Genomic DNA, 20,384 nt, shown 5'->3' on the forward strand with positions numbered 1-20,384 from the left:
ATCCGGCCGGGTGCCGCGCACGTAGCGGCATCAAGCCGGATTGCGAATGACCACCCCGTCCAACGACATCGCCGGGATCGACGAGCTCAAGCGGCAATTGCAGTCGGCCACGGCCGAGAATGCGCGGCTGCGCGATCGGCAGAACGCCAGCGCCGAGATCTTGCGCACGATCGCCGCCTCTCCCTCCGATGCCCGCCCCGTCTTTGCGGCGATCGCGTCCAGCTCAAAACGCCTGCTCGGCGGCTTCTCCGCCACCGTGCTCCAGTTCATCGGCGATGAGCTGCACCTCGTGGCGTTTACGCCGACCAGCCCGGAAGGAGACGAAGGGCTGAAGGCGTCATTCCCGCGGCGGATCGAGGATTTTCCGACCTTTGCGCTGGTTCGCGGCGGCGAGACGATCCAGTTTCCCGACAGCGAAGCCGGTGACGTCCCGGAGCTGAACCGCGATCTGGCGCGACTGCGCGGCTTCCGCAGCGTGCTGTTCATGCCGCTGATGAACCGCGGCACGGCGGCCGGCATGATCAGCGTCACGCGTGCCGAGACCGGCGCGTTCGCGCCCGACCTCGTGCAATTGCTCCAGACCTTTGCCGACCAGGCCGTGATCGCGATCGAGAACGCGCGGCTGTTCAACGAGACGCGCGAGACGCTGGAGCGGCAGACCGCCACCGCCGACATTTTGAAGGTGATGGCCGCTTCGCCCTCCGACGTGCAGCCGGTGTTCGACGCGATTGCCACCAATGCCAACCGGCTGATCGGCGGCTTCTCCACGGCGGTGCTGCGCTATATCGACGGCGCCGCGCATCTTGCGGCTTTCACGCCGGGCGATCCGGTTGGCGACCGCGTGCTGCAGGGATCGTTCCCGGTGCCGTTCGCGCAGTTTCCGGCCTACCAGCTCGTGGCCAACGGTGAATCGGCGCAGTTGCCCGACACCGAGCTCGAGCCGGCGGCACGCGACATTGGGCGCGCTCGCGGCTTTCGCAGCATGCTGTTCACGCCGATGATGAGCGAGGGCGAGGCCAGGGGCGTCATCATCGCCACGCGACGGACGACCGGCGCGTTCGCCGAGCATCATGTGCGGCTGCTACAGACATTCGCCGACCAGGCGGTGATCGCGGTCAAGAATGTCAGCCTGTTCAACGCCACCAAGGAGGCGCTGGAACGGCAGACTGCGACCGCGGATATCCTCAAGGTGATCGCGGCTTCGCCGGCGGATGTCACACCGGTGTTCCAGGCGATCTCCGATAGCGCCAAGGCGCTAGTCGGCGGACATTCCTCCACCGTCACCCGCGTCATCGACGGCATGCTGCATCTGGCCGCCTTCACCACTGACAACGAGGCCGGCAATACGGAGCTCCTCAGCACGTTCCCGGCGCCGCTCTCGTCGCCTGGCATTCACAGCCGGGTGGCGGCCAGCGGAGAGTATGCGTTCCGCAGCGACATGCAGAACGAGCCCGATCTCGCGGAAGCGATGCGGGAGCTGGCGCGGACGCGCGGTTATCGCAGCATCCTCGTGATCCCGATGCTGCGCGACGGAGTTGCGATCGGTACCATCGGTGTGACGAGGCCAGTGGCCGGTCCTTTCCCGGACAAGGCGATCAATTTGCTCAAGACCTTTGCCGACCAGGCCGTGATCGCGATCGAGAACACGCGGCTGTTCAACGAGGTGCAGGACCGCACGCAGGAACTTGCAAAATCGCTCGACGATTTGCGCGCGGCGCAAGACCGGCTGATCCAGACCGAGAAGCTGGCCTCGCTCGGTCAGCTCACCGCCGGCATCGCGCACGAGATCAAGAATCCGCTCAACTTCGTCAACAATTTTGCGGCGCTCTCTGCCGAGCTGACGGACGAGTTGAACGATGTTCTTACGCCTCTCCCGCTCGGCGACGATGTCCGCAACGACGTCGACGAACTTACGGGACTGCTGAAAGACAATCTGCAAAAGGTCGTGGAGCACGGCAAGCGCGCCGATTCCATCGTCAAGAACATGCTGTTGCATTCGCGCGAAGGTGGCGGCGAGTACCGGCTGAGCGACATTAATGCGCTGGTCGACGAAAGCCTCACCCTCGCCTATCATGGCGCGCGTGCTGAGAAGCCGCAGTTCGACGTGACGATCAAGCGCGAACTCGATCCGGCGGCGGGCTCAGCCGAATTGTTTGCCCAAGAGATCACGCGGGTGCTGCTGAATCTGGTCTCGAACGGGCTTTACGCGGTGGCAAAGCGCAAGGCGGAGAGCGGCGCCGGAGACTATGAGCCTGTCGTGACCGCCACGACCCGAGACCGCGGCGCCCGCATCGAGATCCGCATCCACGACAACGGCACCGGCATTCCGGACGAGGTGAAGGCGAAGATGTTCAATCCGTTCTTCACCACCAAGCCGGCCGGCGAAGGCACCGGACTCGGTCTATCGATGAGCCACGACATCGTCGTGAAGCAGCATGGCGGCACCATCGACGTCGCGACGCGTCCCGGTGAATTCACCGAATTCACCATTATGCTGCCGCGCCAGAACAGATTTTCGGATAAACGTTAGATTGCAACGTCGCCAGGGAGGAGCCTTCATGAATCCGGCGCGGCTCATCCGGCGACAATTGCTTTCGCTGTCCGGTGTCGGGCTCATGCTGGGCGCACTGTTCTTCGCGGCCGCGCTGACGCCGACGCTGATTCCGCGCAGCTATCTCACGCAGGGCGCGCTTGCCGGCGGCTGCTTTGCGATCGGCTATTTCGCGGGCGTGCTGTGGCGCCGGCTGTGGCACTATCTCGAATTGCCCGAGCCCTCGGCGCGCGCACGATCGATCGCGAATGCGCTGGTCGCAGCCGGTTGTCTGCTCGTCGTCATGGTCTCGCTCTGGCGCGCCGCCGAATGGCAGAATGCAATCCGCGCCGTGATGAACATGGCGCCGGTCGAGACCGCGCATCCGTTCAAGGTCTGCGCCATCGCCCTGATCACCTTCGTGGTGCTGCTGGTGCTGGAGCGATCGTTTGCGCTGATCGCCCGCTTCCTCGCCGCGCGCATACGACGCGTCATTCCGCGCAAGGTTGCCAATGTGATCGGCGTGCTCGTCGCGGGCCTGCTGTTCTGGTCGATCGCCAGCAATGTCCTGATCCGCACGGCGTTCAACGCGCTCGACTCCTCTTTCCGCGAACTCGATGTTCTGCTCGAGCCCGAGCGGCCGCAGCCAACCGCCGCCGACAGGACGGGGAGTCCCAATTCGCTGGTGAAGTGGAAAGAGCTCGGGCGCATGGGGCGCCGCTTCATCGCCTCCGGCCCGACCGCAGCGGAGATCAGCGCCGTCACGGGACGACCCGCGCAGGACCCGGTGCGCGTCTATGTGGGTCTCGGCAGCGGCAACACGGCGCAGGCGCGCGCCAGGCTTGCGCTCGACGAGCTCAAGCGGCAGCACGGTTTCGACCGCAAAATCCTGATCGTCATCACGCCGACCGGCACCGGCTGGATCGATCCGGCCGCGATGGATACGCTCGAATATCTCCACCATGGCGATGTCGCGAGCGTCGCGATGCAATATTCCTATCTCAACAGCCCGCTGTCGCTGCTGTTTCAGCCCGAATACGGCGCGGAAGCCGCGCGCGCCCTGTTTGTCGAAATCTACGGCTACTGGACGACGCTGCCGAAGGACCGACGGCCAAAGCTGTATCTGCACGGGCTCAGCCTCGGCGCCCTCAACTCGGAAAAATCCGCCGAGCTGTTCGAGATGATCGGCGATCCCATCGCGGGTGCGCTGTGGAGCGGCCCACCGTTCGAGAGCCGCAACTGGCGCTCGATCACCGCGAATCGCAATCCGGGCTCGCCGGCGTGGCTGCCGAAATTCCGCGACGGACGCTTCGTGCGTTTCATGAACCAGAACGGGCCGACGGTGCCGGCCGATGCGCCCTGGGGCCCGATGCGCATGGTCTATCTGCAATATGCCAGTGACGCGATCACGTTCTTCGCCTATCGCGATGCCTACCAGGCTCCGGCCTGGATGAATGCGCCGCGCGGGCCGGATGTGTCACCGGAGCTCCGATGGTATCCAATCGTCACGATGCTGCAGCTCGCGCTCGACATGGCGGTCGCGACCAATGCGCCAATGGGCTTTGGCCATGTCTATGCACCCGAGCATTACGTCGATACCTGGGTCGCAGTCACCGATGTCAGCGACTGGTCCGCAGATGCGCTGGCGCAGCTCAAACAGCAGCTTGCGGCGAAAGCGCGGAAGACGAGCACAGGCCATGCCGACGACGATTCCGATCGCGGCGGCTAACCCCTACTCCGCCATCTCAACCGGCTGAGTGACGGAAGGACCGGCCAGCGGCCGCTCCTCCATCATGATCAGGCAGAGCGCGGCGGTGGTCATCATCGCGGTCGCTGCAGCGAACACGTAGCGGAACGCATGTCGCATGTCGTCGACCGGGATCGCAGGGATGGCGCCGGCCGCGTGATGCTCGCCAGCGAGCGGAATGTCGGCGCCGAGCGCGATCAGCAGGATCGCGGCGAAGGCTGCGACCGTGAACGAGGACATCAGCGAGCGGAAGAAGTTCATCGCGCCGGTGATGGTGCCGACCAGCGGACGGGCGACCGAATTCTGCAAGGAGACCACGCAGACCGGGAAGGTCGTGCCGAGCCCGAGCGCGAACGCCGCCAACAGCGTCAGCAGCGCCCATAGCGGCAGGGTCGTGAGCGTGAGGCCGAGCGCGCACAGCGCGGCCCAGGAGGTGCCGATGATGGCAACGCGCTTGTAGTGCCTGGCACGCGCCATGGTACGGCCGGCAATCGCCGCGCCGAAGGTCGAGACAGCCGCGAGCGGAATCAGCGCAAGCCCCGCCTCGCTGGCACTGAGGTGATAGACCGACTCGTAATAGAGCGGAAGCTGGACGGTGAGGCCGGTCATGGCGCCGAGCCCGCAACCGCCGGCGGTCAACGCGAACGGCGCGACAGATCCTGTCAGCAGCTTCAACGGCAGGAACGGCTCGTCTGAGCGGCGCGCGTGCCACACGAAAGTCACCGCGAGCGCGACGGCGCCGCCAACCATCGACAGCACGGTCGGCGAGAGCCAGGGATAACGCGTGCCGCCCCAGGTCAGCACCAGCATGAAGACGACGGCAGACGCCATCAGCAATACGCCGCCGAGCCAGTCGACCTTGCGCTTGCGGTGGAACACCGGGATCTTCTTCATCTTCGGCAGCAGCATCACGAGCGCCGCGGCTGCGAGCGGCAGATTGATCCAGAAGATCATCGACCAGTGCAGATGCTCGGCGAACACGCCGCCGATGACGGGGCCGAGAATGCCGCCGACCATCCACACGCTGGAGAAATAGGCCTGGTACTGGCCACGCTCGCGCGGGCTCACGACGTCGGAGATCACGGTCTGCACCACCGGCATGATGCCGCCGCCGCCCAGCCCCTGAAGGCCGCGCGCCAGGATCAGCATCGGCAGGCTCGGCGCGATCGCGCACAGCACGGAGCCCGCAATGAACAGGCTCAAGGACACGATGATCATGACCTTGCGGCCGTAGATGTCGCTCAGCGTGCCAAACACCGGCGCGACCGCGGTCGAGGCGAGCAGATAGGCGGTGATGACCCAGGACAGGTTCGAGACATCCTGGAACTGGCGCCCGATGGTCGGCAGCGCGGTGGCGACGATGGTCTGGTCGAGGGCGGCCAGGAACATCGTCAGCATCAGGCTGATCACAATGGTCCGCACCTCGTCCGACGACAGCGGCGCCGGTGGCACGAGAGTCGGAGCGTCGCTGACGCTCATGACCTCGCCCGGAAGGCGGGTCAGTTCCTCCGCGATGTCGTCGGGCAATGTCTGGATGTCGGCAGACTGGCTGCTCTGCCGTGCGAACTGGTTCATTTCGGGCGTGTCAGACGTCGTGCTGCGGCGCAAAGCCGCGAAGGATTCATTCTACAAAGCCAATGTAGACAGCAAAGTTCTTCTCAGGCAGGCACCGCGGCGCATGGGTGCATCCCGCACCGCGGTCATCCCGAACAAGTGATCCGAAGCGGCGGACGGATCAGTCCGTAATCACTCCTTGGGACGTCGCTTCAGGCGTGCCTGTTTCGGCACCTGCCCCGGCCATTGCACGAGATAGTTCTCGAGCTTGTCGTCCGGGACCTCGTCCTCGGTGCCCGACACCCGGCCGCGCACGGACACGCCGGCCTCATGCACCGTATTGGGATCGCCGGATATCAGCGGGTGCCACCAATAGAGATCGCGGCCCTGGGCAACGAGCCTGTAGCCGCAGCTCGGGGGCAGCCAAGGCAGGGTGCGGACCTTCTCGGGGGTCATGACAACGCAGTCCGGGACGAAGTCGAAGCGATTCGCGTAGTCCTTGCAGCCGGCAGTGCAGGAATCGAGCATCTTGCAGCTGACGTCGGTGAAATAGATCTGGCCGGTATCCTCATCCTCGAGCTTGCTCAGGCAGCAGCGGCCGCAGCCGTCGCACAGGCTCTCCCATTCGGCCGCCGACATGTCCTCCATCTTCTTGGTTTTCCAGAAGAATCCATCCTGATCTGAAGGTCGTTTGCGAGCTGCGGTCATGCGCCTCAATTCGATTCGAAAGAGCTACTGCTAGCGCCATGTAGGGCGTGCGGCGGTCAAGCCGCAAGCAACGCCCCTTCAAGGCCCGTAATGAACCGGGGTTCAATTCAGCCTGTTGTTCAAAATTGCGAGCCTGACCATTGGTTTATAGGCCCCGCTCGGCTAGAAGAACAGCAAGTCCCCTCGGACGCGACGCGGGCGCCTTGGGTTTGCCGCAACAATCCCGCAAGACGTCTCGATGCCGCCCCGGCCGGGTGCTTGAACGCTTTCGAAGCGAGCCTCAAGGGTTCTAGGTGGTCCAGAACACACCATCCAACTGGAAGAGTCGCGTCAGGAACTTCTTCCTGGACCTCGATGCGCGCATCGACTCCTCGCTGTTCTCGTCGGCCAAGGGCATCCGCGAGCTCTACGAGCGCTACTCGACCTTCATGGACCGCTTCTATGTCGGGCGGTGGAAGCGCTGGGTGTTCATCGAGCCGCTGTCGGAGGCCGCAACGATCGGCCTCGGCGGCATGGTGCTGATGCTCATCCTCGCCATCCCCGCCTTCCGCGAGACCGCGGACGAGGACTGGCTGAAGAAGTCCGACCTCGCGGTGACGTTCCTTGACCGCTACGGCAATCCGATCGGCAGCCGCGGCATCAAGCACAACGACTCGATCCCGCTGGAGGATTTTCCGGACGTGCTGATCAAGGCGACGCTCGCGACCGAAGACCGCCGCTTCTACGACCATTTCGGCATCGACATCGCCGGCACCGCCCGCGCGCTGGTCACTAACGCGCAGGCCGGTGGCGTCCGCCAGGGCGGCTCCTCGATCACCCAGCAGCTCGCCAAGAATCTGTTCCTGAGCAACGAGCGTACCATCGAGCGCAAGATCAACGAGGCGTTCCTCGCGGTCTGGCTGGAATGGCGCCTGACCAAGAACGAGATCCTCAAGCTCTATCTCGACCGCGCCTATATGGGCGGCGGCACCTTCGGCGTCGACGGCGCGGCGCATTTCTACTTCAACAAATCCGCCCGCGACGTGACGCTTGCGGAAGCCGCGATGCTCGCCGGCCTGTTCAAGGCGCCGACGAAATACGCGCCCCACATCAACCTGCCCGCCGCGCGCGCCCGCGCCAACGTCGTGCTCGACAATCTCGTCGATGCCGGCTTCATGACCGAGGGCCAGGTGTTCGGCGCCCGCCGGAATCCGGCCTTCGCCGTCGACCGCCGCGACGAGGCCTCACCGAACTATTATCTCGACTATGCGTTCGATGAGATGCGCAAGCTGGTCGACACCTTCCCGAAATCCTACACCGAGCGCGTCTTCGTGGTCCGTACCGCGATCGACACCAATGTGCAGAAGGCCGCGGAAGACGCGATCGAGAACCAGCTGCGCCAGTTCGGCCGCGACTATCACGCGACGCAAGCCGCGACCGTCGTCTCCGATCTCGACGGCGGCATTCGCGCCATGGTCGGCGGCCGCGATTACGGCGCGAGCCAGTTCAACCGCGCGGTCGACGCCTATCGCCAGCCGGGCTCGTCGTTCAAGCCTTACGTCTACACCACGGCGTTGCTGAACGGGTTCACGCCGAACTCGATCGTGGTCGACGGCCCGGTCTGCATCGGCAATTGGTGCCCGCAGAACTATGGTCATTCCTATTCCGGCCCGGTGACGCTGACGCAGGCGATCACGCGCTCGATCAACGTCGTGCCGGTGAAACTGTCGATTGCGATCGGGCAGAAGGAGCAGCCGAAGGCGCCGAACCCGGCCAAGATCGGCCGCGCCAAGATCGTCGAGGTCGCCCGCCGCTTCGGCATCAAGGCCCCCCTGCCCGATACGCCGTCGCTGCCGATCGGCTCCGACGAGGTCAGCGTGATCGAGCACGCGGTTGCGTATGCGACCTTCCCGAACCGCGGCAAGGCGGTGACGCCGCATGCGGTGCTGGAGGTGCGCACCGGCGCCGGCGATCTGGTGTGGCGCTGGGACCGCGACGGCCCGAAGCCGCGGCAGGCCATTCCGCCGAACATCGCCGCCGACATGGCCGGCATGATGAGCCACGTCGTCAGCGAAGGCACCGCGCGCCGCGCAGCGCTCGACGGCATTCCGACTGCGGGCAAGACCGGCACGACCAATGCGTATCGCGACGCCTGGTTCGTCGGCTACACCGGCAACTTCACCTGCGCGGTCTGGTACGGCAATGACGACTACTCGCCGACCAACCGCATGACCGGCGGCTCGCTGCCGGCGCAGACCTGGCACGACATCATGCTCGCGGCCCATCAGGGCGTCGAGGTCAGGGAGATTCCCGGCGTCGGGATGGGCCAGAAGCTGCCGTCGCAGCGAGTGGCCAACGCCCAGGCCAACGCCGCGCCGAAGGTGCTGGAGACCAAGCCCGGTCCGCCGCCGGTGCTGACCAAGCGCGGCGCCGACGTTCTGGTGCGCGTCGAGAAGCTGCTCGATGACGCGGCCAAGACCGCGACCAAGGCGGCTGCCGACGATGGCAAGCAGGCCAAGCCGGCGTCGTCGACGAGCGCGCTCGCCTTCCCGCAGAATTATGCGGCGGAGGAGAACGCGAACACGTCCACCCCGCGCAAGAACTGACAAGATCCCGTGCGGCTGATCCTGACCACATTGACGGCCCTGCTGATCGCGACCGTGGTCGGCGTCGGCGTCACCTGGATGACGACGACGCGCGGCACCGAGATCGGCGCGCTGACCATCGGCCCCTGGACCGCGCGCCCGCGCACCGGCACCGCCGACGTCGATCCCTATTCGCGCGCCACCATCGTGCGCAACGGCGAGCTGCCGATCGGCACCGGCGACGGCGTCGCCTTCACCGCGACCGCCGACGACAAGAAGAAGCCGCTCGACGGCCGCTGCGATGTCGTCGTCTCAGGCGTGACACCGCCGGCACGGTTCTGGACGCTGACGCTGTACGACCGCAAGGGCCATCTCGTCGCCAACGCGCTGCAGCGCTACGGCTTCACCAGCCAGGAGATCGTGCGCCAGTCCGACGGCTCGTTCGAGATCCACATCGCCTCGCGCTCGCGCGCCGGCAACTGGCTGCCGACCGGCGGCATTGAGCGCTACACGCTGATGCTGCGCTTCTACGACACACCGGTCGGCGTGGCGACGCGGACCAAGCGCGACGCGCCGATGCCTGCGATTTCGACGGTGGGCTGCTCATGATCCGGCTCCTGTTCACGATCGTCGCCGGCGTGGTGCTGGGCCTCGTGGTCCATCTCGTCAGCGTGCTGGCGCTGCCCCGGATCGCAACTCAGGACGCCTATTCGCGGCTGACGCCGATGACCAAGCTCAACGCGGTCACGCAGCTTCCCCTCGCCGATCCCAACACCTCGCCGATGCCGTTCATGGATCCGGCCTTTGCGGTGGCGATCTGCCGTTACGATCTGTCGGGCGGACCGATCAAGCTCACCGTGCCGGTGAGCCAGGCCTATACCTCGCTGTCATTCTACACCCGCAACGAGATCGCCTATTACGCGATCAACGACCGCTCGGCCGGCAAGAAGGTGATCGAGCTCGACCTGATGACGCAGGCACAGCACGACGAGCTGCCCGAGGACGAAGAGATCACCGCGGCCGACCGCCTGATCATCGATTCCCCGAGCACGAGCGGCCTGATCGTGATGAAGGCGCTCGCCGCGGAGCCCGGCCTGATGCCGCAGGCGCAGGCCTCGCTTCAGGCTGCGACCTGCGCGCCGCAGACCGAGGCGCCGGCGAAGGCCGAGGCCCCGCGCGGCCGGCGCTGACGCGCGGCGTTTCGACGAGCAACGAAACCAAGGCGCGAAAACAACCCCATGCACAGTAGCGTGGACATTGAAATCACTGGGCTTCATTCAAGCACCCCGAGCGGTCGGCAACGCGACAATTCTGGTCGCGTTTGACACGTCGGGCAAAACACTGGCAGAGTGGCATCATCGAAAGATCGTCACACCCGCGCGGAGCAATCCGGCGCGGGTTTTTTATGTCTAAGGAGGAATGCCATGACCAGGGAATCACCCGCCGAGATCGTCAGGCCGGCTCTGCCTGCGAATTCAGAATTGGATCTGGAGCGCTGGCCGAGGTGGATGCGCGACGCGCTTGCAATTCAGCCTGAGATCGAGGCGCCGACAAAGCCGGGCGTTGTCGCTGAACCAGCGCGCGTCAATCCAGCAAGCGTGCGAAAGCTAACCCGTATGCCGTCGCGTTCCTGAGACCTCACATTTGTCGGCAACAATTGCGTCGCCCTGGAATTGCGAGCGCCTTGGTCCCAGAACGAAGCAACCTAAATGGCGACGCCGTTTAGTTCAGGTCTCCCCAATGTCCGCTTGAGCCCGTAGCAGACGTTTGGCGCGCTCGATCCGAATTTCGGCTTTTGACCCGAACCGGAAGTCGCCTATTCCAAGCGCGTGGTGGCGTTGTCGGAGCGAAATGGTCCGGCGTGCTGCGGACGGTGCGGGCGGAAATACTGGCGATCCCGATCACGGTGCGTGGCCAAACCTATCGAAGCATGACGTTGCCGAGGTCAGGGCGGCACTAACGGCATTGGCGGGCAGCGGCCTTAGCTCTTGCGGTTCTTGGTGTGCTCGAGTTTCGATACTTCGGCAATTATCTGCGCCTGTTTCTGCTTCGTGCCAATCGGAGTAACAATCATGATGTGTATCGTTGCTTTGTAGTTCAGGTGATATGAGAGCTCGCCGTCGACGCCACCATAGTCAAGCTCCAGTTCGACGATGCCCGATGGAGTTCCTGCCCGGGTCGGCACTCCTAAGATCGACCCAAGATTGATCGGTACCATACCGCCGAAGGCCGCAATGATGAACGTGTTTTTGTCGTCGACAAGATCGCTGGCCAGCGTGCGACCAGCAAGCGATGCATTGGCTCGTCGCAGACGGTAGAAAATTGGCTGTTGACTGTCGTTTCTGAGATCCAGCCCCAGAATGACGTTTTGAATTTCGGTTTCGTTTTTATCGAGCACCACGCTACGCGCGCCGATGTTCGGCACAGATACTCGCTTGTAAAGCCCGATCATTTGCTGGATGCGCAAGTAGCAAAAGAAGCTCACCATCCCGAAGGCAACGACGCCGGAGGAGTAGTACAAACTTCTGGCGAGGCCCAACTGTGAGTAGCCGTAGTGCTCCGTGACAGCGGCGAGAGCGGCGATGGCGGCCAGTTGCCACGCGGCTGGCAGCAACGTCCAAACAAGATGAGCGATATTGCCAATACCGGCGGCACGCTTAAAGTTTTCAAGAACTCCCATGCTCTCAAGTGTATCGCGTCGAAAGAGCGCTTGGCGCAAGGTTGCTTACTTATCCACAACCTCAGGTCTTGCCGGAGCCAAGGCGCACATTGACTACATCGCCGACTTCCGTGCCCGTGTGCTGCGAAACCTGATCCCGCCAACGCGCTTGCTGCCGTCCGATTGGAATCGAACCAACATACTGCCGGAAGGCATCTCGACGGTACGGGCGAGGTTCGCTTGTGGGCCCTTAGCTGACGAGGGCAGTCGCTCTCGCAATGTCAGCAATTGTCCTCTTGCGGACGTCGTCCAGTTCCTTGCAGCAGGTAAGAAACCCGGTCCGACATCTTCCCGGTTTGACTACGGTAGCTAGTCCAGTCGTTCGACGAGCAGGAACCTCAAACGAACGATCTGCATCGATGACACTGGCGGGCTTCTGTCAGAAACCACAGGCTGCGTAGGTCTTGCGAGCAAGACGGTAGTGCGATCCGACTTCAACGAAGTCGACATCGAGGCACTGATTGCCCTCGCGGAAATCGTGGCCGAGCCCCCGGCAATTGAGATATTCGATGTTGATCCGCCAGCGATGTTCCTGCGGGTTGTAAGTCGCAAAATCATGCTGCGCTGCAGCCGGTCCTTTGCATAGCCCGGCGATGTACTGCCGGACCTCCGGGGGCAAATCGGAAATGTGATGCGCATCCCAGGGGTCTTGCTTGTTCATCGAGCCGGCTTGAACGGTCGATCCCTGATATAGCAGGAAAGCCAACAGGCAGTGGCGCCAGAACATTGGAGCCTCCTTAGGATCATTTGGCGAAGAGATTAGTCTCCTCGCTGCCGGATTTCCATGCCGTTTGGTTGCCGCCGCTGGCCCGTCCCGGGGCAGAGTTGAGGCCAGCGGCGCAAGAGCCCAGCACGTCCGCTTCTTCGTTTTCAGAGCGCTAGTGAGAGAAGCTGACTGGAAACTGACGATCAGCGCGGTGGAGTGTCGCAGGTTGAGGATCGGAGCTCGCCTGAACCAGCGAGCGCACGAGTTTCAAGCCGCGTGCCGTCACGCTCTTGAGGTCGGTGCTGCACGAAGGAACAGAAGCGCGAAGAACGCGGAGACGGAAGTGAGCGCGCTGATCCACAGCGCACCGCGCCCGATGTGCTCGACCATCAGCCCCAGTGCCAGCGGTGCGGCGGCACCCGTTAGCCGGGCCGGAAGCGAAATCATACCCACACGCTTCCCAAATCCCACCGGCCCAAACAACACCAAGGGCAGCGTGCCGCGCGCGATCGTGATGATCCCGTTGCCCACTCCATACAGGACGGTGTAAGCCGGCGCAAAGACCGAGCCTCCGGCGATCAGCGCGACGACGCCGATCGGATTCATCAGCGCCGCGAGCCTCGCCGACAACAGCGGATGAAACCGGTTGAGCCATCCGGCTTCGAGAAGGCGAGCGCCGACCTGGGCTGGGCCGACGAGGGTTCCTGCAAGCAGGGCCTCGGCGGGCGTCGCACCGAACGCGACCAGCATCGAGGGCAGAATTGCCGACATTCCCGAACTGACGAAACTCGTCGCCGCGAACATGTAAGCCAGAACGCCCATCGCAAAAGTCTCGCTCTGGCGTCCGGGATGTGGGCTCCCCCCTGACGCCGGTCGAGCGGTCGGCTCGAGCGGCGCGGCACGCGGCAGCAGAAGATTGAGCGGCAAGGCGAGGCAGACGTGGATCACCATCCAGACCTGACAAGCCGCTCGCCAGCCGTACGCGGCATCCAACCAGGTCGTAAGCGGCCAGCCGACGGTGCTCGCAAAGCCGGCGATCAAAGTGATGCCGGTGATCGACTTTCGAGCGCCCGTGCCGTAGATGCGCGTGAGCGTCGCGAATGCCGCTTCGTAAAGACCCATACCCATGCCAATCCCGAGCATCATCCACGCGGCGATCAACAACACCATGCCATGGGCGGCGGACAGCATCAGCAAGCCTGCTGCGAAGACGGCGTTCGATGCAGCAAGTAGTCGTCGTCCGCCAAACCTGTCGATCGCATGCCCGACGCGCGGGCCGAGAAGTGCGGAGATGACGAGCGCACCCGACAGCGCCGCGAACACGCAGGTCGGTGCAAGGCCGAGATCACGCGCGATCGGAACGGCAAGCACGGCCGGAAGATAGTAGCTCGACGCCCACGCAATGGTTTGCGCGGTGCCGAGCCCCACGACGACGGCAACTGAGCCGGTCGCCTCGCCCGCAAGAACCGGCTTCATTTACAACCACAACCCGAGGCACCGGCCTTCCTGGCTGTTTCGTCGGCGGCGCAGCAGGCCGATGATTCTTCCTTTGCCGGGCCGCCGCAACATCCTGATGCAGCCTCGGCCGACTCGACACCACCACGCGTGCAGACGCCGGTTTCCGGCAGCACAAGCTCGAGTCTCGCCGCTGCCGCCTTGTCGCCGGCGAGTTCGGCGGCAATCGATCGGACCTGCTCATAGCCCGTCATCATGAGGAAGGTCGGGGCGCGGCCGTACGATTTCATGCCGGCCAGGTAGAAGCCCGGCTCATCATGGGCAAGCTCGCGCGCGCCGTGCGGGCGCACCGTCCCGCAGCTATGCTCGTTGGGATCGATGAGCGGCGCCAGTGCGACCGGCGCCTCTATGGCCGGATCGAGCCGCAGACGCAGTTCGGACAGGAACGAAAAGTCGGGACGGAAGCCCGTCGACACGATCAGTTCGTCCACGACCACGCTTCGCGCGCCGCAGCAGGAGCCCGCCGCGATCTCGAGGCGACCTTCGGATTCCGAAAGATGAGTGACGCCGAATTCGGTCTCAACCTCGATCTTCCCGGAAGCAACCAGCGCGGCGAAGGCGGTGCCGAGCTCACCGCGTGCGGCAAGTTGGTCGTTCTGGCCGCCACCGAAGGCCTTCGCAGGATCGGCGCCACGCAACAGCCAGACGGGTCGCGTCCCCGGCACCTCGTCCGCGAGATGCACGAGATCGATGAGCGTGCCCACCGCGGAGTGACCGGCACCGAGAACCGCAACGGTCTTGCCTGCATATCTGGAACGACCGGCACCGCGGACATCCGGCATGCCGTAGGCGATGTGCGCGGCGCATTCGTGCTCGCCGATCGCCGGCAGACCGTTGCGGCCAGCCGGATTGGGAGAGAACCAAGTGCCCGACGTATCGATCACGGCATCTGCGCGCAGCACTTCAGCGCCCTTGCCGTTCTGGTAGCGGATTTCGAAAGGCACCTGCTCGCGTCCCCTCGTCTTCGCCTTGTCGAAGCCGACACGGCTGATGGCCGAGACGCGGCTTGACGTCCGGATCACCTCGCGCAGCGGCGTTCTCGTCGCGAGCGGCTCGAGATATTTCTCAAGAAACTCGCCGCCGGTCGGATAGGCCTGAGGCTCCGGCGAATTCCAGCCGGTCGGCGCGAGCAGACGCACGGCGGCCTTGTCGACATTGTACTCCCAGGGCGAGAACAACTGGACGTGCTGCCACTGGCGCATCGTGTGTCCGGCCCCTGGTCCGGCTTCCAGCACGATGGGTGACATGCCTCGCTCCAGCACATGCGCAGCTGCGGCGAGGCCGACGGGCCCTGCCCCGACGACGGCGACCGTCTTTCCGTCGCTCATTTTCGCTACTCCCATCATTCTAGAATCATGGAATAAATCGGCCCCAAAATCAGGCCGCCGACTGCGCACCCCCACACTCGGCTTCGTCCGCGCAGCACTCCGCGACCAGGAAATCGACCAGGCCCTGCATCGCGTCGTAGTTCGCATGGCAAACCAGCGTCGTGGATTCGCGGACCTGGCTGACGAGCCCGACCGCGACCAGGGACTTGATGTGGTGGGACAGCGTCGATGCCGGGATCTTCAGCTTGTCCTGCAAGCGTCCGACGGGCATGCCGGACCGTCCAGCCCGGACAAGGGCGCGATAGATCTGAAGCCGGGTCCGGTTACCCAGCGCTTCGAGGCGAGCTGCCGCGTCGGCGATCTTCATGGGCTCAACATGCGCCTGTCCGGCTCTACCGTCAACCATCTTTCTAGAATGTTCGAAATAGCAACGCCGCCAAAAATGCGACCGGCGAGACCTTTCGGATTGACGGCCCTCAAATATTTCCATACATCTCGATATATGGAAACTGAAGAAGCTGTCCTTGCGCTCGCCGCCCTGTCCCAATCGACCCGCCTGGAGGCCTTTCGGACGCTGGTCAAACACGAGCCCGACGGCCTTGCCGCTGGCGATCTCGCACGCCTGCTGGAAGTCCCGCCGAACACATTGTCAGCCCATCTGTCGATCCTGACGCGCGCGAGTCTCGTGACCTCCGAGCGGCATAGCCGTTCGATCGTCTACCGCGCCAACCTGGTGGAATTCCGGGACGTCGCGGTTTTCCTGTTGCGTGATTGCTGCGGCGGGCGGCCGGAAGTTTGCGAGCCGGTCGTCGACAGCCTGCAAGCCTGCTGCTCTCCAAAACGAAAGGGGCGAGCCCGTGTCTGACCAGATGTATAACGTCTTACTCTCGTATTGGATCGATACCTTCGAAGGCGTGCTCCGCCCGACGCCGAAGGCCAACTGATGGACAATTTCGACCTTTTGCGACGCCTCGCGGCCGAAGCACTCGGCACGGCCATTCTCGTCGCGACCGTCGTCGGCTCCGGCATCATGGCGGAGACGCTGACCAAGGACGTCGCGCTTGCGCTTCTCTGCAACACCCTGCCGACCGGCGCCATTCTCGTCGTCCTGATCACGGTGCTAGGTCCGATCTCCGGCGCGCATTTCAATCCGGCGGTCACGCTGGTCTTCACCGGCAAACGCGAGCTGCCGGTGAACGAAGCCGTGCTGTACGTGGTTGCGCAGATCGCCGGCGGCATCGCAGGAACGATGGCCGCGCATCTGATGTTCGGATTGCCCCTGCTCGATCTCTCAACGAAGGTTCGAACAGGCGGGCCGCAGTGGTTCGCCGAAGCCATCGCCGCCTTCGGGCTGGTCGCGACGATCCTTGGTGGTATCCGCTTTCAGCGGACGGCGGTCCCCTGGCTGGTCGGCCTTTACATCACGGCGGCCTATTGGTTCACGGCCTCCACGTCGTTCGCCAATCCGGCAGTGGCCATCGCGCGGTCTCTGACAAACACGTTCTCCGGCATTCGCCCCACGGACCTACCCGGATTCATCCTCGCGGAACTCTGCGGAGCGTTCGCCGGCCTGCTGCTGATGAACTGGCTGCTCGGACATTCCGATGCGCGCGGCCCTGTCCCAATCGCGGAAACAAACCGATGAGCGTCACGATCTATCACAACCCCGACTGCGGCACCTCGCGCAACACGCTCGCGATGATCCGGCAGAGCGGCGCGGAGCCAACCGTCGTCGAATACCTCAAGACGCCGCCGACGCGCGAAACGCTCAAGCAACTGATCGCGGCGATGGGAATATCCGTCCGCGCGTTGCTGCGCGAGAAGGGAACGCCATACAAGGAACTTGGGCTGGACGATCCCAAATGGACCGACGATGAGATGCTCGACTTCATGACGAGGCATCCCATTCTGATCAATCGTCCGATCGTCGTGACCCCAAAGGGCACCCGATTGTGCCGCCCTTCCGAGGCCGTCATCGATCTCCTGAACAATCCCGTCGGGCGGTTCGTGAAGGAGGATGGCGAGGTGGTCGACATACGGTAAGCAGCCGTCGATCCTAACGCTCGTACACCTTTGACACGTCGGGCAAAACACCGGCATGGTGGCAGCTACGCCGACTCAGACAGTGCATGCCTAAACTCTTTACCGATCGTCGCCTTCGCTCCATCAGGGTCGTTTCAGTCCGCTGGCGGAGACGACTGACCTTTCTGATCGGCGGCCTCGCGGTCGGGGCGTTGGCCGTCGCTCTGGCCAAGCTGGCGGACTGGGCACAAGTCGCGTTCACGTACCTGCTGTCGGAATCGCGTTACGCTGCGCTCATCGTCACGCCGCTCGGGTTTGCGCTGTCCGTCTACCTGACCAACCGTTTCTTTCCGAACTCGCAGGGCAGCGGCATCCCGCAAGCGATTGCCGCACGCCAGCTCACCGAGCACAGCGCGCGCGAGAAGCTCGTTTCGATCCGCATTGCCGTCGGCAAGGTGTTGCTGACGCTGCTCGGGCTGCTCTGCGGTGCTTCGGTCGGCCGGGAGGGGCCGACTGTCCAGATCGGCGCTTCCGTCATGTTCGCCCTGGGCCGGATGTCGCCGCGCCGCCAACCGGGACTGATCCTGGCCGGCGCCGCGGCCGGCGTGGCCGCCGCATTCAATACGCCGCTCGCGGGGATCGTGTTCGGCATCGAGGAGATGAGCAGGGCCTATGAGACCAGGACGAGCAGCCTGGTCATTGGCGCTGTGATCGCGGCAGGTCTGACGTCGCTGGCCCTGGTCGGAAACTACGATTATTTCGGCAGCAGCTCGACGATGCTGCGGAACGGGACTGACTGGCTCGCCGTGCCGTTGTGCGGCATGGCCGGCGGACTGGCCGGTGGCGCGTTCAGCAGGCTTCTCATCGAATTCGCGCGCGGACTGCCCGGTCGGCTGGGACCATTGACGAAGCGATTTCCGCTGCCATTCGCCGCGGCGTGCGGCCTTGGCGTTTCCCTTTGCGGCCTGGCCTCGGGGGACATGATCTACGGCACCGGCTATGCGCAAGTGAAGTCGGCCCTGGAGAGCGACATTCCGCTTCCCTGGGATTTCGGCCTGCTGAAGCTCGCGGCCACCGCGCTTTCCGCAATCAGCGGGATTCCGGGCGGGATTTTCGCGCCTTCGCTTGCCGTCGGCGCCGGCATCGGCACGAACGTCGCACATCTGTTTTCGCACGCCCCTGTCGGCGCATTCATGCTGCTGGGGATGGTCTCCTACTTCGCCGGCGTCGTCCAAGCTCCGATCACGGCCTTCGTCATCGTGACCGAGATGACCAACAACCACGCCATGGTGGTGCCGTTGATGGCCTCCGCGTTGATCGCCCAGGCAGCGTCGCGCCTGCTGTGCCCCGAGGGCATATACCACGCGCTCGCCAAGGGCTTCTTGCAAACGTACTCGGAAGTCCCTGCGCAGCAACCGCCCTCGACCTGAACGCACCGGGCACTTACTCGAATCCTCGCGACCCGCGCCGAAGCCCCGTCAGCTTCCGATGCCGCCGACCAATCGAGGACCGCGGTTTGCGCGCGGGATCCCGGCGGTCTGAGCCCGCAGCCAGTCGCGAAGACTGACGATTTCGGGACAATCCGCGGTGCCTTCAGGTGCAACCAGCCAATCGCCCAAACCGGATCCCTCGCCCATCCGGTCGCAGCGATAGCCCGGATGGTGGCCGAGACCGCGGGCAATCAACAGGTCGACCTTGCCTTCGACCAGCTCGTGCAGGCCGGCAGGCTGCAGCACCCGCAAACCGATCTCCGCATGCCGGCTACGAAACTTTGCCAGATCGAGACGGCGCGGGTCGAAGCTGCCATGGACACCCAATTGCAGCAGCACCGCGCCTGCCGGTTTCAATTGCGAGGTCGCGTCCGCAATGCGGCGAAAACCATCGGAGATCCCGGGGAGATAGGCCTGACCGGCCGCGGTCAGCACCAGCTGCTTATGCAGCCGCTCGAACAGGCTTACGCCGAGGCGCGCCTCCAGCGCTTTCACCTGCTGCCCCACGGCGGCGGGCGTCACATGCAGCTCGTGCGCGGCCAGCTTGAAGCTGAGATGGCGCGCGGCGGCTTCGAAAGCACGGAGCGCATTGAGTGGCGGAAGGATGTAGGTCATCGCACGGCAAGTTTGACACCGATGGGCCGCGGCCTTGCAATAGATTTTCTAAGGCTTGGCCGAAGAAACCATGCTTTGCGCCGACTTGATGGGCCCGGCTACGGTCGGCTCACCATCCAAATATCCCATGGTGTCCAATGGCTGAAAACATCCATCCCTTCTACGAGACGCATCGCGATGCCATGGAGGCCGCGGTGCGCCATCGCCTCGACCTTGCTCACACGATGTTGCGCGAGCGCGCGCATCTCACTGATATCAACGGGATCAGGCGGGAGGTGATGGACGAACTCGACATCGTCCTCAGCCAGACACCCTATGTCGGCGGCGCGGCAAGCCGCATGAGCGATGTCTTCGTGCGTCTCATCGGCTTCATGGCGACCAGCCGCGTGCTGCGGCGGCACGGTGTGCCGCTGCCGGTGATCCGCGACATCGAGCGCGAAACCTACAAGGCGCAATTGCTCACCGTACCGGAAACCGAGCGCCTCGCCGCCGGACATCAATTCATGTCGCCGGAGAACCAGACCTTGCTGCGCGAACAGGCTGCAACAAGCGTGACAGAAAGTCATCGACAAGAGTTTCCGGACGATTTCGTCTACGATTTTGTCGCACCGGGGCCGAATGACACCTTTGAATTCGGTATCAATTACAAGGCTTGCGGCTTCTGCAAATTCGCAGGCCGCCATGGCGACGAGGAGATCCTGCCCAATATTTGCGGGCTTGATTTCGACGCCTATGCAACGCGCGGCATCCATCTGGAGCGAACGCAAACGCTGGCCGGCGGCGCGAGCCATTGCAATTTCCGCTTCTCGCGACTGCACCGCGACGGTTGACTTCGCGCTCCCGCGCGCTCACCAAGACCGGACGCGAGACGCGATCCGAACGGGAG

The 20,384-nt window shown here is 64.0% G+C and carries 18 protein-coding genes; 10 read left to right on the top strand and 8 right to left on the bottom strand.

The genetic code is table 11. The features are described 5' to 3' along the window. The first annotated feature begins 46 nt into the window (after positions 1 to 46). A complete protein-coding gene (locus JJE66_RS24495; protein ID WP_200517034.1) occupies positions 47 to 2,530 on the top strand; it encodes a GAF domain-containing protein in 2,484 nt (827 codons plus the stop codon). Positions 2,531 to 2,558: 28 nt separating this feature from the next. Then, positions 2,559 to 4,259 carry an alpha/beta-hydrolase family protein gene (locus JJE66_RS24500; RefSeq protein WP_200517035.1) on the top strand — a complete coding sequence of 567 codons (1,701 nt, stop codon included), beginning with the start codon at positions 2,559 to 2,561 and terminating at the stop codon, positions 4,257 to 4,259. Between the two features lie 3 nt (positions 4,260 to 4,262). Here the strand turns inward: JJE66_RS24500 and JJE66_RS24505 are convergent, their stop codons facing one another. Together JJE66_RS24505 and JJE66_RS24510 are read right to left on the bottom strand one after the other, a co-directional pair. Continuing rightward, the gene (locus JJE66_RS24505; protein ID WP_200517036.1) at positions 4,263 to 5,852 is read right to left on the bottom strand and encodes an MDR family MFS transporter; all 1,590 of its coding nucleotides are present in this window, start codon (positions 5,850 to 5,852) and stop codon (positions 4,263 to 4,265) included. Between the two features lie 171 nt (positions 5,853 to 6,023). Continuing rightward, entirely contained in the window at positions 6,024 to 6,539 is a 516-nt protein-coding gene (locus tag JJE66_RS24510; RefSeq protein ID WP_200517037.1) for a YcgN family cysteine cluster protein, read from the bottom strand. 293 nt (positions 6,540 to 6,832) lie between these two features. Between JJE66_RS24510 and JJE66_RS24515 the strand changes: the two genes are divergently transcribed. The 3 genes from JJE66_RS24515 to JJE66_RS24525 are packed head-to-tail and all read left to right on the top strand — an operon-like array spanning position 6,833 to position 10,293. Continuing rightward, positions 6,833 to 9,124 carry a transglycosylase domain-containing protein gene (locus JJE66_RS24515; RefSeq protein WP_200517038.1) on the top strand — a complete coding sequence of 764 codons (2,292 nt, stop codon included), beginning with the start codon at positions 6,833 to 6,835 and terminating at the stop codon, positions 9,122 to 9,124. Positions 9,125 to 9,133: 9 nt separating this feature from the next. After that, the gene (locus tag JJE66_RS24520; protein ID WP_200517039.1) at positions 9,134 to 9,712 is read left to right on the top strand and encodes a DUF1214 domain-containing protein; all 579 of its coding nucleotides are present in this window, start codon (positions 9,134 to 9,136) and stop codon (positions 9,710 to 9,712) included. After that, positions 9,709 to 10,293 carry a DUF1254 domain-containing protein gene (locus tag JJE66_RS24525; RefSeq protein ID WP_200517040.1) on the top strand — a complete coding sequence of 195 codons (585 nt, stop codon included), beginning with the start codon at positions 9,709 to 9,711 and terminating at the stop codon, positions 10,291 to 10,293. Before JJE66_RS24520 ends, JJE66_RS24525 begins: the two co-directional genes overlap by 4 nt. A gap of 791 nt (positions 10,294 to 11,084) precedes the next feature. Here JJE66_RS24525 and JJE66_RS24530 read toward each other — a convergent pair. The 5 genes from JJE66_RS24530 to JJE66_RS24550 form a co-directional block, all read right to left on the bottom strand. Beyond that, positions 11,085 to 11,783, bottom strand: coding sequence for a hypothetical protein (locus JJE66_RS24530; RefSeq protein WP_200517041.1), 699 nt, complete (start codon positions 11,781 to 11,783; stop codon positions 11,085 to 11,087). Positions 11,784 to 12,201: 418 nt separating this feature from the next. Continuing rightward, positions 12,202 to 12,549 carry a hypothetical protein gene (locus JJE66_RS24535; protein WP_200517042.1) on the bottom strand — a complete coding sequence of 116 codons (348 nt, stop codon included), beginning with the start codon at positions 12,547 to 12,549 and terminating at the stop codon, positions 12,202 to 12,204. A gap of 261 nt (positions 12,550 to 12,810) precedes the next feature. After that, positions 12,811 to 14,004, bottom strand: coding sequence for an MFS transporter (locus tag JJE66_RS24540; RefSeq protein WP_200517043.1), 1,194 nt, complete (start codon positions 14,002 to 14,004; stop codon positions 12,811 to 12,813). After that, entirely contained in the window at positions 14,001 to 15,371 is a 1,371-nt protein-coding gene (locus JJE66_RS24545; RefSeq protein ID WP_200517044.1) for an NAD(P)-binding domain-containing protein, read from the bottom strand. Before JJE66_RS24545 ends, JJE66_RS24540 begins: the two co-directional genes overlap by 4 nt. A 49-nt stretch (positions 15,372 to 15,420) precedes the next feature. Next, on the bottom strand, positions 15,421 to 15,738 hold the full coding sequence (locus JJE66_RS24550; RefSeq protein WP_200517045.1) for a helix-turn-helix transcriptional regulator: 318 nt from the start codon (positions 15,736 to 15,738) through the stop codon (positions 15,421 to 15,423). Between the two features lie 135 nt (positions 15,739 to 15,873). On the opposite strand from JJE66_RS24550, the gene JJE66_RS24555 reads away from it, so the two are divergent. The 4 genes from JJE66_RS24555 (at position 15,874) to JJE66_RS24570 (ending at position 18,823) form a co-directional block, all read left to right on the top strand. After that, positions 15,874 to 16,236, top strand: a complete 363-nt coding sequence (locus JJE66_RS24555) for a helix-turn-helix transcriptional regulator (RefSeq protein ID WP_200518753.1) — start codon at positions 15,874 to 15,876, stop codon at positions 16,234 to 16,236. A gap of 78 nt (positions 16,237 to 16,314) precedes the next feature. Further along, on the top strand, positions 16,315 to 17,016 hold the full coding sequence (locus JJE66_RS24560; RefSeq protein ID WP_200517046.1) for an MIP/aquaporin family protein: 702 nt from the start codon (positions 16,315 to 16,317) through the stop codon (positions 17,014 to 17,016). After that, positions 17,013 to 17,414, top strand: coding sequence for an arsenate reductase (glutaredoxin) (arsC, locus tag JJE66_RS24565; protein ID WP_200517047.1), 402 nt, complete (start codon positions 17,013 to 17,015; stop codon positions 17,412 to 17,414). Before JJE66_RS24560 ends, arsC begins: the two co-directional genes overlap by 4 nt. A gap of 86 nt (positions 17,415 to 17,500) precedes the next feature. Continuing rightward, complete coding sequence (locus JJE66_RS24570) at positions 17,501 to 18,823, top strand: chloride channel protein (protein ID WP_200517048.1); 1,323 nt, start codon at positions 17,501 to 17,503, stop codon at positions 18,821 to 18,823. Positions 18,824 to 18,871: 48 nt separating this feature from the next. On the opposite strand, the gene JJE66_RS24575 is transcribed toward JJE66_RS24570, so the two are convergent. Beyond that, the gene (locus tag JJE66_RS24575) at positions 18,872 to 19,498 is read right to left on the bottom strand and encodes a LysR family transcriptional regulator (RefSeq protein WP_200517049.1); all 627 of its coding nucleotides are present in this window, start codon (positions 19,496 to 19,498) and stop codon (positions 18,872 to 18,874) included. Positions 19,499 to 19,635: 137 nt separating this feature from the next. Here JJE66_RS24575 and JJE66_RS24580 point away from each other — a divergent pair, with 137 nt between their 5' ends. Beyond that, positions 19,636 to 20,328, top strand: a complete 693-nt coding sequence (locus JJE66_RS24580) for an L-2-amino-thiazoline-4-carboxylic acid hydrolase (protein WP_200517050.1) — start codon at positions 19,636 to 19,638, stop codon at positions 20,326 to 20,328. Positions 20,329 to 20,384 lie beyond the last annotated feature (56 nt).

Origin of the sequence: Bradyrhizobium diazoefficiens, from assembly GCF_016612535.1 — a bacterium.
Classification (GTDB): domain Bacteria; phylum Pseudomonadota; class Alphaproteobacteria; order Rhizobiales; family Xanthobacteraceae; genus Bradyrhizobium; species Bradyrhizobium diazoefficiens_C.